Annotated in this window: 12 protein-coding genes; 2 read left to right on the top strand and 10 right to left on the bottom strand. The window is 51.6% G+C overall.

What is annotated here, in order from left to right; all coding sequences use genetic code 11:
* Positions 1-14: 14 nt before the first annotated feature.
* Entirely contained in the window at positions 15-1151 is a 1137-nt protein-coding gene (tatC, locus tag AB1L42_RS18955) for a twin-arginine translocase subunit TatC (protein WP_367059737.1), read from the bottom strand.
* Positions 1152-1464: 313 nt separating this feature from the next.
* Positions 1465-3210 carry a 2-oxo acid dehydrogenase subunit E2 gene (locus tag AB1L42_RS18950; RefSeq protein ID WP_367059734.1) on the bottom strand — a complete coding sequence of 582 codons (1746 nt, stop codon included), beginning with the start codon at positions 3208-3210 and terminating at the stop codon, positions 1465-1467.
* A 539-nt stretch (positions 3211-3749) separates the two neighbouring features.
* Here AB1L42_RS18950 and AB1L42_RS18945 point away from each other — a divergent pair.
* Positions 3750-4979: a 1-acyl-sn-glycerol-3-phosphate acyltransferase gene (locus tag AB1L42_RS18945; RefSeq protein WP_367059730.1), complete on the top strand. Its 1230-nt coding sequence runs from the start codon at positions 3750-3752 to the stop codon at positions 4977-4979.
* 38 nt (positions 4980-5017) lie between these two features.
* Here AB1L42_RS18945 and AB1L42_RS18940 read toward each other — a convergent pair whose 3' ends face one another.
* The 4 genes from AB1L42_RS18940 to AB1L42_RS18925 all read right to left on the bottom strand — a co-directional run bounded on the left by AB1L42_RS18940 (position 5018) and on the right by AB1L42_RS18925 (position 9497).
* Entirely contained in the window at positions 5018-6199 is a 1182-nt protein-coding gene (locus AB1L42_RS18940) for a class I SAM-dependent methyltransferase (RefSeq protein WP_367059727.1), read from the bottom strand.
* Between the two features lie 349 nt (positions 6200-6548).
* Positions 6549-6974 carry a CAP domain-containing protein gene (locus AB1L42_RS18935; RefSeq protein WP_367059724.1) on the bottom strand — a complete coding sequence of 142 codons (426 nt, stop codon included), beginning with the start codon at positions 6972-6974 and terminating at the stop codon, positions 6549-6551.
* A 403-nt stretch (positions 6975-7377) separates the two neighbouring features.
* Complete coding sequence (locus tag AB1L42_RS18930; RefSeq protein WP_367059721.1) at positions 7378-8358, bottom strand: nitrilase family protein; 981 nt, start codon at positions 8356-8358, stop codon at positions 7378-7380.
* A 239-nt stretch (positions 8359-8597) separates the two neighbouring features.
* The gene (locus AB1L42_RS18925; RefSeq protein WP_367059718.1) at positions 8598-9497 is read right to left on the bottom strand and encodes a TIGR03067 domain-containing protein; all 900 of its coding nucleotides are present in this window, start codon (positions 9495-9497) and stop codon (positions 8598-8600) included.
* Here AB1L42_RS18925 and AB1L42_RS18920 point away from each other — a divergent pair.
* Positions 9496-9687 (top strand): hypothetical protein, encoded by a 192-nt coding sequence (locus AB1L42_RS18920; RefSeq protein ID WP_367059715.1) that lies wholly within the window; start codon positions 9496-9498, stop codon positions 9685-9687. The genes AB1L42_RS18925 and AB1L42_RS18920 overlap by 2 nt on opposite strands.
* Here AB1L42_RS18920 and AB1L42_RS18915 read toward each other — a convergent pair whose 3' ends face one another.
* From AB1L42_RS18915 to AB1L42_RS18900, 4 genes are all read right to left on the bottom strand, one after another.
* A complete protein-coding gene (locus AB1L42_RS18915) occupies positions 9688-10296 on the bottom strand; it encodes an HdeD family acid-resistance protein (protein WP_367059712.1) in 609 nt (202 codons plus the stop codon).
* A gap of 356 nt (positions 10297-10652) precedes the next feature.
* Complete coding sequence (locus AB1L42_RS18910) at positions 10653-12086, bottom strand: hypothetical protein (protein ID WP_367059709.1); 1434 nt, start codon at positions 12084-12086, stop codon at positions 10653-10655.
* A 10-nt stretch (positions 12087-12096) separates the two neighbouring features.
* Positions 12097-13011: a DUF6384 family protein gene (locus tag AB1L42_RS18905; RefSeq protein WP_367059706.1), complete on the bottom strand. Its 915-nt coding sequence runs from the start codon at positions 13009-13011 to the stop codon at positions 12097-12099.
* Positions 13011-14183: a cell surface protein gene (locus AB1L42_RS18900; RefSeq protein ID WP_367059703.1), complete on the bottom strand. Its 1173-nt coding sequence runs from the start codon at positions 14181-14183 to the stop codon at positions 13011-13013. Before AB1L42_RS18900 ends, AB1L42_RS18905 begins: the two co-directional genes overlap by 1 nt.
* Positions 14184-14271 lie beyond the last annotated feature (88 nt).

Raw genomic sequence — 14271 nt, 5'->3', positions numbered from 1 at the left:
ACACCGTTTCAGATTCAGACAGATGGTTCAGCATCGAATGGCGACTTAGAAGGCGCCCAGACACAGAGTTTGATTCCCAACTCGTAAAGGCCGATCAGTGGGATCATCATCAACAACATACTCATCGGATCGGCAGGAGTGAGCAGCATCGACAGAATGGCGATCACGAGAATGGCCATCCTTCGCTGCTCTCGGTAGTGGGCGACCGTAAAGATGGATATCCGTTCAAGAAACAGCATCGCCAGTGGCAGTTGAAAGCTGATTCCAAACATCAATGGCAGCATCACGGCGAAGCTGATCCATTCGGAGATGCGGATCTGCGGGCTGATCTCCAGTGTCGAATTGAATTTCAACAGGAAGTTCAGCACGAAGGGAAAGACCGCATAGAAACAGAATGCTGCACCAACCAGAAACAGCCCGAGACTCATCGTGCCGTAGAGATAAACAAATTTTCGCTCATGAGGATAGAGACCGGCGGCGATGAACAACCAGAGTTGATAGAAAATCCAAGGACTTGAAAGGACGAGCCCGGCGATCAGAGACACTTTGACATAGGTCAAGAACGCTTCCTGAACGTTCAACGTCACAGCACGACGCGACTGCTCGACCGTTGCTTGAAATTGAGCAAACTCTGGTGCCTGAAGCGTCAGCGTCACTGTTGGAGACGGTTTAACATCGGGATCACTTGAATCTGATGAAGCATTGGAATCTGGAGTCGCCGCTACAGGAAACTGGTCCGGAACAACCCTGTTGAGAGCCTTTGATAACTCTGCCGTTGAAACACGGACTTTCACGACATCGGGATGCGCCAGTTTTTCTTCTTCATCGATGATGACCACTTCGCCGGTCTCATCATCGATTTCGGTTTTCGGTGGTTTCCCGAAGATCAATTCGGACAGAGTGTCGAGTCCCCAGTCTTCCTTCCATCCGCTGGCCACGTCGTCTTCAACTGACACATCGGAGTAGTTCGCCAATGCCCGGTCGATTGGTCGACGAATGAAATCGACAAGTGCTGTCCCGTTGAGCAGGCAAATAGCTACCGCGATAACGAGACCGATGATCGCACGGATCAGATGCACTCGAAGAACTTCGAGGTGTTCCCCGAAGGTCATCGAGGAATCGTCGAACAAGTCTTTAGTTTGCTGATTCATGAAACAAGCTCAGTGAATACCCAATGGAGAATGCGCCGCGTTAAGCGAGTCGGCGTAATGAGGCATTCACTCCCGGTGACCCGGCATGACAGGTCGATCGAGCAAACAATTGACAATGATCGTACTCCTGAAAGCCAGTGAATGCAATGTATCTTTCATGAGACTCATTTTGTGATTTCTCAACGCCCGCCTGTCGTTTCGAAAGGCCTTGAATTCGCAGGATGGAAGGTTTCTCTTCAAATCCATCCTGCGATCTGTGAATTCGGGGCGACTTTTCAAACGTCTCACCTTAACGACAACTCAGTCATTCGCTTTAGACGGTTGTCAGAAGTTGAAACGGATCTGCAAGAAGATTGCAGAACGAAACCAGGAATCGTGCTGCGTCTGCACCATTGATGACGCGATGGTCGTAAGAGAGGCTCAACGGCAACATCAATCGCTCTTGAACGTTTCCGTCGATGAGTTGAAGTTCCTTCTGGCCGCGTGACATGCCCAGAATGCAGACTTCGGGGTAGTTCACAATTGGAGTGAACCCGACGCCACCGATTCCTCCGAGATTCGTAACCGTGCAGGTTGCACCCTGCATGTCATCGACGGGCAGTTTTCGATCGCGAGCTTTGACAGCCATTTCGGTCAACTCAGCAGCAATGTCGAGAATGCTTTTCTTGTCACAATTCTTGATGACGGGGACGAGCAGACCGTGATCCGTGTCGACTGCACAGCCGATGTTGTAGAACTTCTTGAAGACAATCTCGTTGGTCTCGGGATCGAGGCTGCTGTTGAATTTTGGAAATCCCTGCAGGCAAGTGGTCAAGGCTTTGATCACGATAGCAGTCATCGTGACTTTCGGCCCGTTCTGACCGATCCCTTTCGAGAATCGCTTGCGAGCAGCTTCGAGGTCGGTGATGTCTGCACGATCATGCTGGGTCACGTGCGGAATGACATTCCACGAGACGGTGAGATTCTCCGCAGCTGTCCGCGAGAGCTTGTTCATCTTCTCACGGTTGATCTCTCCGAACTTGGAGAAATCAGGGAGCGGTGGTGGAGCGATGGAGCCTGAGGCAATCATCTCTCCCGAGCCTCCTGATCGACCGACGATCAGGCCGGAAGGGTCTTGCAAACGCTTTCGGACGTATGCCTGCACATCGTCTGCGCTGATCCGTCCACCACTTCCTGTGCCTTTGACCTGAGTGAGATCGACTCCCAACTCGCGTGCCAGACGGCGTGTTGAGGGGGCAGCGGGAACTGGAATTCCGTTGGTTTTTTCCGCTGCTTTTTCAGTCTCAGCAGCGACACTCTGCTTCGGAGGAGCTTGAACTGCTGTCTGCGATTCAGGTTTGGAAGGAGTTGCGGCAGCTTTCGGAGATTCTGAACTCGCAGCACCGGAAGATTTTTTCTCAGGTGGTGAAGCCGGAGCTTTGTCGCCCGATCCAGACGAGACCACTGATGATGTTTCGAATGAAAAGACAGTCTGCCCGACCGTCACTGAATCGCCCGAGCTGACGTGAATTTTCGTCACCTTGCCAGCATGCTCGCTGGGGAGTTCCACAACGGCTTTCTCGGTCTCCAGCTCCATCAGTGGCGTTCCGACGGAGACGGAATCACCGACGGAAACGAGCACTTCCGCGACATCTGCCGAATCAACACCTTCGCCGAGTGGAGGAAGAGCGAATTCGACTTCGCCTGTGACCATCTCCGTGGGAGCGGAAGCAGCTTTCGGGGCTTCTTCCTGTTTGGGCTCTGCAGCCTTGGCTTCAGGCTCAGCCGCCTGCTCTTCTGCTGCAGGTGGCTCGCTTTCAGCAGGAGAACTGTCTGCACCCTCTTCTGCAGCGACCACCATATACACTTGGCCGACTTGAATCGTGTCACCAGAGTCGACAACGATTTTCTCGATTTTCCCGGCGTGAGGCGCTGGAAGTTCGACAACAGCTTTCTCTGTTTCCAATTCCATGAGAGGCTGCTCGGCAGCGACAGTATCTCCGACGGAGACCAGGATCTCCGCGACGTCTGCTTCCGCAACACCTTCGCCAATACTCGGCAGTTCCCACTCAATGCTCATCTTGAATCAATCTTCGTTGAAATGACAGAGAAGGGTCAAATCCCCTTCCATTCCCACGCTTTCCAAAGCGCGCAATGCTTTCCCTGGGACTTCCCATGGATGATAGTATTCCAGACATGGCGTCGGTAGTGACGTCTCCCAAGAATTTCGACCAGTCGAAGAGCTGAGAAACACAGAAATCTCAAATGGCCCACAAGTCAGTCGCTTCATTCAAGCGGTCGCCGTCCGAGATTCCAGTTTTCACTCCAATCACCCGTGTGAAAATTCGATGAACGCGATGGGCATTTCAGGTTCACTCATGGAAAGTGGTGCCACCACAACTCATCTCGCCATGGTGAAGACTGCGAAATCCGCACCGAAATCAACTTGGGAACTTCAATTGTGATCGGTACATTTCCAAGAGAAGCTTTCTGAGAATCGACTTCTCGTCCGTGAGATCGGCACCGCGTTGACGCCCTATCGAAAGTGAACTTTCGCGAACCTCGGAAATTCGGGAAGTCATTGCACATCTACGAACCCGGGACCAACGGCGAATTCCCATGAACTCTCAACCATTTCAAACTCCTCCGAAGTGGTGGCCGTCCCGGCTGAGTCCGCGATTGATTCGCTTAGTCCGTTCGTTTCGTCTGCGAGACTTGAAACAGAAGGGAATCTGTTCGATCGACGTGCTCGGGGCTGAGGCGATCCGGAATTCGCTCGATGCGGGAGCCGGCGTTCTGCTTCTCCCGAATCACTCGTTTCATTACGACTCGTACGTTCTCATTGAGGCAGCCTTGCAGGCGGGTTGGCACACGCATTTTATGACGGCGTGGCAAGTCTTCGGAATGTCGACGACACCCGGAAAGCATTTTCTCCAACGCCACGGTTGCTTCAGCATCAATCGTGAAGGGACGGACACTAAAGCAATCAAACAGGCGATTTCGATTCTCAGCGAAGATCAGCATGCTTTAACCGTCTTTTCCGAGGGTGATATCTACCACTCGAACGACCGAGTCATGCCGTTTCGGGAAGGCGCGGCGGCGATCGCACTTAAAGCAGCAAAGCGTTCCGGACGTCCGATTCATGTTTATCCATGCGGCATGAAGTGTTTCTACACGCAAGATCCGACGGATGAACTCGTCGGGATGATGAATCAACTCGAGGAACGGATTCGCTGGCGACCGCGGCCTGACCTCCCCTTGCTGGATCGCATCTATCGTTTTGGTCACGGATTTCTTTCGTCGAAAGAAATCGAGTACCTCGGAGAGTCCGGAACCGGTGACCTCCCGGCAAGACTTCGATTCCTGGCTGAGAACATCCTTGAAAAAGTTCGATCGGCGCACGGTCTCAAGCAGCGATCACAGGATATCACTGAGCAGATTCGCGGTATCCGAAGCTACTTGATTCGCGAGATTGAGAAGGCGCAAAACAGCGTCAGTGATGACTCTTCGAACTCGGAGATCGCAGAGCATATCGCCACGCTCCAGCGGCATCTCGACGATATGTTTTTTGTGACTCAACTGACGAGTTATCACGGAAACTACACTGTCGAGAACCCGACAATCGAACGCATGGCGGAAACGATTGATAAGTTCGAAGAGGACATTTTCGATTTGCAGTGCCCCACATCTCGCGGAAAACGCAGAGCTGTCGTTCGCTTTGGTGAGCCGATCGACTTATCTCAAGCCCAACTCGACACCTCTTCGCTGACTGCTTTGGCCGAAGCAAACGTTCAAAAGCTGCTGAACGAAATCAACTCTGAGCAGACAGTCAAAAAAATCGCGAGTTGAGATTTCGTTCGGAATCTTGCCAGCTGAGGTATCTCTGATCATTCCTGCCCGACGATGCGTTCGGCAACGACCCCTTTGGTTTTGCCAGCCAAACGCACGATGAGCAGTGTCTTCTTTCCGGTTCCGTTGAGTGGAATCGACTTGCGAAGGGAATCGACATCGACCGGAACATGCCGACACTTGATTTCGAGTTCGTGACAAGGATCATCTCGAAAATACTTCCGGATGCTCTTCCTGTTGTTCGTAAGCTCCGCCAGCACACGAAATGGAGTGACTGCTGGCGAATCCACAAGGTGCGATCCGGTCAGATATTCTTCTGCATCGTCGAGGCGTTCAAGTTCGAGTTCATCGGCGAGTGCGTCCACCAGCCCTGCCCGAACGATCGCAGGATCGACGTCATAAATGTAGTCGCTGAGCGGACCGACACGCGGAAAGTGGTTGAAGGGATCTGCACTCAGCGAAAAGCCAGAAGGCAGTAGCGTCGCACTCCAGTTTTCTTTGCCAGCAAGATCTCCGAACCAAACCGTCGCCTCTTTGCACTCTCCGTTGAGGCTGATCAGCTCAATTTCTGCGTCTTCGAACTTGCCTCCGAAGTTGCTGGCCGGAGAAAGTTTGATCGCTCCGCCCTGACATTTCTCGATCAACTCCCTGAGAAATTCAAGCGGCGGGCAGCTGTCTTCAAGACGAATTGTCCTCTTGCCTTTCGACCGACGATCAGGATCGCAATGGACAAACTGCAATTCCGATTTGAGCTGCTGCACGTCTTCGCAAATGGTCTCAATCCGTTCTCCCACACCGTATGCTTCGGCATTCCATTGAGTTCTGAGGCAAGCGGCTTCAGAAAGATCAACGCCAGTCACTTTCTTGCCACTGACAGCGAGTGCAATGCTGTCAGACCCGATTCCGCAGCACAGATCAAAGATCTCTCCAGAGCTCTTCTCAAAGCGAGTCGCTTTGTACTGTGCCACCGCTTCCGGTGTTGACTGTTCGAGTCCAGTGCGGTCGAACCACATGTCGCTCGCACGAGAAAATTTGTGGGTCGCGCGCTCACGCAATTCGACGAGAGTCATCGCTGCCCGAACGATGTCAGCGGAATACTGTTCCCGCAACTGCGTCTGAAGCTTCAGCTCGGAAGCTTGTGAGTTCATCACAGCTTCAAGGAGTTCTGGTGTTCGCCGCAGCTTGTGAAGAGTATCGACGTCGAAATCGGAAGTGAGCATATGAGCTACGTTCAATAATCAAATGAAAATCACCATCGACGTGTCTGCTTAAGCACGACTTGGATGACTTGAAACGATGGCAATAAAAAACGCCGTGCCCAAATGATGATGGACACGGCGAAGGAGATCAAATTACCGGGAGCAACTTTGAGCAGTATTACCTCGTTGTGGATGGCTCCCTTGTGTGACTTGACCACACAGTTTCAGAGATCGCGTGAGCGAGTTCTTACTCGTCAGCTGATGAATTCCTCAGAGCGCTTCTTGAGATTGAATTCGAAAGTTCGCCGCAGCGAACATTGTCAATTCATGTCAATCAGTTCGAGAAAATGCACAGGCGAGAGCGAATGCCTTAGCGATAAACTCCTGCGTAGTAGTAACGACCACTCCAGGACCGTTGAACACCAAAACCACATCGGCCATTCCGACCTAAAACCCAGACGCGGTGTCCGGGAGAATTGATCCATCCTTGGATACATGCAGCGGGAGTCGGATATCCATGAGCAACAACTTGCTCTCCGCCTCCGTGGTACATCACGTTCCGGTTGGCCATGTTGTTCGCCCAGGCCTGGGCGGTTTGACACAACGACTCATCCAGTTGCTGTTCGAAAAGCCCGTATCGAGCTCGCTGATTCGACGCAGCAGAGTGCATCGCTTGAATCATTGCGTTCTCGGTCAAAGGCTTCGCTGTGACACCTGACTCAGATGCTGCACCAGCCAGAAGAGCTGCACATGCAATCCAGCTCCAAATCTTCGATCGTTGCTTCAGTCGTGTCATTCTCAACTCCATTTTCGGTTAGACCCGCATTCAACTGAGGGCATGGTCTAAATCCCCGAATCGAAAAGTTCAACAGATTGCCGATTGTGAAGATTGCGATGTTTACCCAGTCCCCTTGAATCACCACTTCTGGCACGTACCTAACTCTCAAATTCCGTACGAGATAAGCTCAAATAAACGCTTTTCGATTGAATAAGTTTGTAACTTCTCCAATGTTGAGAATGGGGCTTTGCGGCCTCTCAAGCTTTGCACTCAACCTGATTTCAACAGCGATTTTGACTGTACATCTGGAGCAAATGAACAATCCAAACCCGCAGTAAAATGAGACAGCCACTGATCCACGGGAACGCATCTGACAAGCTAATTTCCTAGTGAACCGCTTGCCGAGCCAGTTCAGTGGCACTTATTTCGATGCATCAGTCGCTGGTGAATGGCGAAAACGAACCGTGCGGGTGTCTTCTTCGAAACCGGTTCTTTCCGTCAGAGACTTGAAGAGCTCGGGACGCCGCGTCTTCAGCCAGCGTTGACCCGTACACATTTTACGGACTGCGGGATCCAAATCAGCGACGATCATGTCGTCCTCAACGCTCTTGGTCTCAATCAACACATCGCCATAAGGGTCAAGAATCATTGAGTTTCCGGTGCGAACTTCGTTGTCGTCTCGGCCGACTCCGTTCGCGAACACCAGAAAGAGACCATTGTCGTGAGCACGGGCGGGGAGCCATTTCATTAACCAACCGCGTCCTTTGGGTCCGAAAAATTCTTTGCGAAGTGCTTCCTCATCTTCAGATCGATTCTCCCAAAGTTCGACCGGCACTACTCCCATACATCGTGGACTCGGAGAATTGCAGCCTCCCGTTTGGTGCGGAGACAATAAGATCTCAGCCCCTTTCAAAGCTGTCGCTCGCACATTCTCACCGATGTTGTTGTCGTAGCAGATCAGCACCCCAACCCGGGCCCCCTGCGGGATGTCGAACACGGTGAACTCATCGCCGGAGCTCATGTGTTGATTGATGAAACAGTGAAGCTTGCGATGCGTATGAACATTCCCATCCGGCAGAGCCACGACAAAAGAATTGTACAGCTTGCCATCATCACCTGATTCAATCAGACCGACTCCGATAGACATTCCTGTCTCACGCGACAGTTCCAGGAGTCTTTGAACCGATGGACCATCGGGAACCGGTTCGGCCAGGCGTTCCAATTCTTCTCGGGGGGCGTCACGAAGATGCCAGTAGCCAGTGAGACACATTTCCGGAAACGTCAGCAAGTCAACATTCTGTTGGGCTGCGCGTTCGACGAACTTTTCGATGATCTCCAGATTTGACTCTTTGTTTCCGGGGACATGATTGAATTGAACAGCTGCGGCGCGAATTGGATTCATTGATGACTTCCAAAAGTCGAACGAGTGCGGGTCTGAGCCAGCCATCATAGCAATCTCTTTTTCACTGAAGCGAGTGCCCACTACGATTGGCAAGCAGTTCTCGAGTCCATTAGGCAGATCGAATGTCGGTCCTGATCAACAAGTGTTCAACAACAAAAAAAGCTCCCCGAAGCATGAGGCTTCGAAGAGCTTGATCGTGACTGCTCCGCCGTTTCTTTGGATGCGGAGCTAAATTTCTATTACGGAGCAACACGTGTGGCTCGACCGACGTGACCGAGATAGTCGACGAAGATCAAGTCTGTCGCTGAGATTGATCGGACGACGAAGTCGAACTCTTTGTTCACTCGATCCCAGTGAGTCGAAGTGAGAACGACAAACTTCAGCTGTCCGTTTTCAATCTTCCACGTCCCGGAAGAGACAGGTGTCTGCACGAAAACCTTCTGAAAGATTCTTAATTCCTGAACTTCACGAACCGTTGAGAAAGTCCCGTTCGGGTTGAACGTTGAAAACAAAGCTCCAACGCTGTCAGTGAATCTCCATGTTCCGATCAGTGCTTCACGAACTTGCGCGTCAGTCAGCACGACTCCCGTTGTCCCTCCTGGGACAGCAGTCGGAGTTGCTGCTGGCGGAGTCGTTTTCGCGGTTTCTGTTGTTGTCGCAGAAGAGGCAGGTTGCAGCTCGGATGGTCGCTTCAGAACCATCAACATTCGCTTCGAACCTTCGCTGGCAGAAAAGTCCGTCGGTCGAGCAGCTTCGGTCGGGTGACTCAAACAGAGCACAAGACGTCCTTCATCAAACCGGAAGATGCCCCAGCCTTCGACTCCTTCTTGTGTATTGATCGTCAGCTCTGGCGGGTATTTAGTGGCGTCGATTGAAAAGACTTTGACGTGCTTCTTCCCGTCACTCGGAGAGGTAAAAATGATGGCATTCTCAGCAATTTCAACTTTTCCGCCCGATGGCAGCCAGCTGCGGATTGCTTCTTGAGGAATCACCTTTCCGTCTTCAACGAGTTCCACAACTTCCCAGTTCCCTGCGAAGTTCTTCAGTTCCGGTGAGACGTTGGGATCGACAGCTTGAAGTGATTGGCAACACAGAAGTAAAGCTGCGAGTGCCCAGAATGACCGCAGAGAGCGTGACATGAAAACGACTCCTTTCGAGAAATTCGAATCCTTATTGACAGGTCCGCAAAGTATTGCTGATCAGGTTGGCTCTAGCAAGAACATCAGCACTTCCGTGACGCTCAGTTTAAATGAGAAGCAATTTTCAGGTGCAAAAAAAGTGGCCACTCACCAAGGCGGTGAATGGCCACGAGCATTCTTCGTTCTTTAACTAAGCTGCTTCAGGAGTTTCAGGCGATTCCCCAGCTTTGGGGATGTCTTTCGCAACAAGTCCGAGCATGATCAGTGACCAGCCGTTGAACATCATGTCGATTCCCACGAACATCCCGATCACCCAGAGGCCAGAAACGGGCCATTGGCGCCAGATCAGAATTCCGAGGATGAGTGAAATCACCCCGTTCAACAGCACCCAACCCCAGTTCGGAAACTGGTGCATGAGCGAAACGGCAATTCGAAAGACTCCACCGAAAATCAGGAACATCGCAATCAGCAGAGTAAGAGCAATGCCTGTCTCTGCAGGATGAGCCACGATCAGAAAACCAACGACGACGTAAAGAATTCCGGTCAGCAGATCGATGAAGAACCCGCCCCAGTTCTTAACGGTGAACGAGTGCAGCGCCTGAACGATTCCGCCCCCGATCATCAGCCAACCAATGAAAACCATTGTCGCCAGGCTCGTGAAAACAGAAGCTCCGAGCGCGACGGTCCCGACTGCAACGAGCAGAATCCCTAAAGCAAGAATCCAACCCCAGCGTTTGTGCAGTTCGCTAAGGCCAACAGTTCGGAGTTCCGTGAGAGTGATGGGCAAGTCTTGAGACATGATCGAAGGACCTTCTTGAAAACTTCTATCAGGACTCCGTTCGCAAAAACCGCTCCTTAAAATGGCATTGAATCGTTCAACGACGAATTCACTATTCCCGCTCGGATGTTAGAAATCTCCGCTGCCACTTTTCGGATTGTGTCACGGAATTGGCGAAACGAAAAGTGCGAGCACCAAGAACAAGAGAATTCCTAACAATTTTCTTTCAATCGACCTTACATCGAGAACAAGTGGAGAGCAGGTTCGAAATCAGGTTCTTGAAGTCCTCAATGTCTCTGATGAAGAGCTGGTTTCCTTGAGAACTCGCTTGTGATGACTGATATGTTCAACCATGCGTTCGCCAGAAATTAGTCCTCTCAGAATCCTCCGCCCGTACGGAAACTTCCCCCGGAATGTGGGGGGGGACTGGGTCTCGACGATCCTCCAACTTGCGGTGGAATCGGAATATTCCAGGTCCCTCCCGATCGATGGCCAAACCCACCCGACCCAAATGTCGGATCGGAATTGACTCTTCGGCGTCGATGACTTCTCTCAATCGTATTCCAAAGCTGTCCCGAATTTGCCATCCCTCGCAAGAACTCTCTGAGCATCGCACCGATCATATTGCTGTTCGGGAAATCACTTCGGTTATCATCGTACCGATGCCGTTTGAATTCTCTTCTGACCTCTTCGAGATCTTCCAGCCGTTTCAGATGCCGCAGGTGCAAACTCCTGCGATCGCTCAACTCGGATTGCAAACGCTCCTGATGCATTCGCAGCTGGGAGATTTGCTCAACGATTAAGTCATCATCGACACTGCGAGTTTGTTCTGCTTCTCGAATCAGTTGTTCGAGTGGTTCTCTTTGGAAGTGATGAACGAACAACTCAAGACACTGCCGGGAATAACGATCGTCTCCGCCCGCGAACTCGGACTTCTTCTTGAGTAACTCGCTGAAGTGCTTCTCCGCTTTGTCGATCGCCCGATCCGCGTCGTTGGCCGCAGTTTGTTCTTTGTCGAGTTCTTGCTGCAGTTCCGGGGTTCCATCTTCCTTCGACGCCAACTCTTCCAGTTCTCGGAGCTTCTCGAATTCTTGGTCCGCCTTCGAACGAACTTCGCGGGCATGAACTTTGAGTCGCTTCGGGATTTCGTGAAGCATTGCGAAATTGGGGCGAGCCCTTGGAAATTTGATTAACCGAGCAACCCAGTTGTCGAGAAATCGAGTGAACGTACCTGCCGAATACTCTGGGGTTCCGTAGTTCCTCCTCCAGAGATACATGAACAGCGGATCGCCTTCGTAAGCCTGACCTTTTTCCATCCGGTCCTGATCGGCCTGCTCCGCTTTTTTTTCAGCATGTTTGGCAACATTGTCGGCTTTCTTCGCAGTTTCCAACTGGTCTCGATGTTCCGGATCGTTAGCGAGGCGTGCCTGCGTCTTGGCGTGGGCGGAATCGATCTTCGCAAGCACGGCATGCACCCGTTCTTGCTGTGCGCGACGCGTCTCTTCCAACTCGGTCTGCAAACGACTGGACTCTTCGATCTGTTTCTGAAGATCGTCGAGAGTGACGAGCCTCTCGCTGAGCAGAGCTTGGACTTGCCGGTCCGTCCTGTCTAAATCCTCAAGAATTGCTCCTTGAGTCATTTCGTCGAGACGAGCTTTTGCAAGCTCCCGAAACCTAGTCGACTCTTCTTCGCTTAGAGTAGAGAGTTGATCATTGGTGAACTGAATTCCTTTGTCGAGGTTCTCGATTTCCTTCCGGACGTCATGCATCGCACGATCGATGGAAGCGAGCGTTTCCAGACCTGTTGACATTCTTCATCTTTCACCAGTTAGTAATTGCTCCGCCAATCGCAGGTATGAAATACTCTGGCTCGAGCGATCCCGATTTCTTCACCCCGAAACGATCGTTTTGAATAATGCCGTCATCTTTCTTGTCGTCTGCAATTCGATAGAACGTCGACTCACCGACTCGAATGCCCCACTTTGAGACGACTTCCGTTTGGCCATCCTCTTCACTCTGAATGGGTAAACTTAAGATTTCCCCGTCAGGTGTGACAGCTTCAACGATGATGTAGTAGTTCCGCGCGGACTCATTGACCTCCGGAATGCGCCACACTCCAGTGCTGCCTTCCTTGACGATTCTCAAATCATACGACTGAAGCAATTTGGATTTAAGCTGATCCAGTTCCGACAACTTTTCTCGAACCGTGTCGAAATCCTTCTGCTCATACGCCTGATTCGCCGCATTTGCGAGCGATTGAGCTTGGGCAGCTCCTACTTCGCCGCTGGAGATCTCTTCGATGGACTGTTGGGCTGCAAAGATTTGATCTGGAAACGCTCGAATTTCTCGTTCACGAGGTCCTGAAATAAAGAACCGAAACGCGAGCCAGCCGATGAAGACTAACGAGCAGCAAATTATGAGAGGCCGCAGCCATCGGTCTCGGCTGACATATAGCTTCGCCAATCGAGTGGAAAACGACTCCTCTGGAGGCGAGTACGTGAATCGATCCTCTTTGAGTGCTTCGACGCCCTCGATGAGGATTTCATCCGGAACTTCAATTCCCTGAGAAGAATAGATCTGCCGCAATTTTTCGATCAGTTCCTCATCGCGCTGCTCTTCGTTGAGTTCGCGCTCAATGAGTCTGGACCGGTGGCGTAGCGTATCGACGACATCCATCGCCAACATCACATCATCGAGCGGTCGTTGATTTCCCGGTTCGTCCACGAGAGTCTTCATTACTCACTGTCAGCAAGTGGGAGACTGGCAGCTTCCTGGCTGAGACGTGCCAATCGCTGCTTACCTTCTTCAACAGCTGTGCGAATTTCGTTTGCGTTTTGCGTGCTCAGCGTGCGCATCTCGTTGATGATCTCCAGCGATCGCTCCTGGTAATTCGTGACGGAATCAACAAGCTTTTGAACCGCTTCGTATCGCACTGTCGGACCATACCCGGCTTTAACAGCCGCTTCCTGAACCTTGCCGCCGATCTCGGACAAATCTTCGAGACTTTTGCTGACGCCTTCCTTCATCGCTTCCAGAGTTTCTGTACTCTCATGAAGCCCAAAGAGCCCGGTAAACGAAGCGGTCAGAGCAGTCAGCACACTCTCATTCGTGCTGAAGAAACTAATGGCTTGCTGATAGACCCGCTCTTTCGCACTGGTGATCTGCTTCAGTCGAGCCATCACCACTTCAGAGGTGTTGTAGCTGACCGTCAGATTGTCAGCGAGATCCTTAGCGATTTGATACCGCTTGTCTTCATTCTGAACTTCCCGCAGCTTCTCATCGCGAGATAATTCGAGCTTGGCCAGTTCAGCACGATCCGCTTCGGCGTTCTCCGTGACCGTCTTCATCGCCTCGTCGAGTTCAGTTTTGGCGATGGCTAGCTTTTCTTCTGCTTTCCGAAGCACGTCGAGGGCAAGAATTTCTGATTCTTTCAGCGCTCCGCGGAAATCCTGGTAGGCGTTGGCGATGGTCTGTTCTCGTTCGATCTGATCACGAGAGTCTTCAGCCACATCCAGATAGACCTCTTTGATCTTGTCAAAGCGGGTCGCGATATCACCTCGCGAGATTTTCATCCAGACATTCTGCACTCTTTCGATGGCACCAAGTTTTCCATCTTCAACCTGTTCAACCATCATCTTCGCATCGTCGCGAATGCTATTGAAGCCGTTCGTAATTTCCTCGTAGCGATTCCCCAATTCCATTCCGGAAACCTGTTCCCGAACAACTTCGTTAAAAAGAGACGCCTGATTCAGCGTGTGAGCGATCGCTGCGACCTTCTCTTCATCGAGATCGGAGATCTGATTCAGGAGCGCGACGATCGGAGCCTCTTCCGATTTCTGATCACTCACCAAGCCCAAATCCCGAAGCTGCCCCATCGCCCGGTCCAGATATTTCAGTGAAGTGCTCATCACGCCCCCGAGAAAACTGAAGGAATAGAACGCCAGCCACACAAGCTGCGACCGGGCAAGCAGATATGATCGTAACTCTGTGAGTAAA

The organism is Thalassoglobus sp. JC818, from assembly GCF_040717535.1.
GTDB lineage: Bacteria > Planctomycetota > Planctomycetia > Planctomycetales > Planctomycetaceae > Thalassoglobus.
The sequence above is the reverse complement of the archived record's forward strand: the minus strand, read 5'-3'. Positions and strand labels throughout refer to the sequence as shown.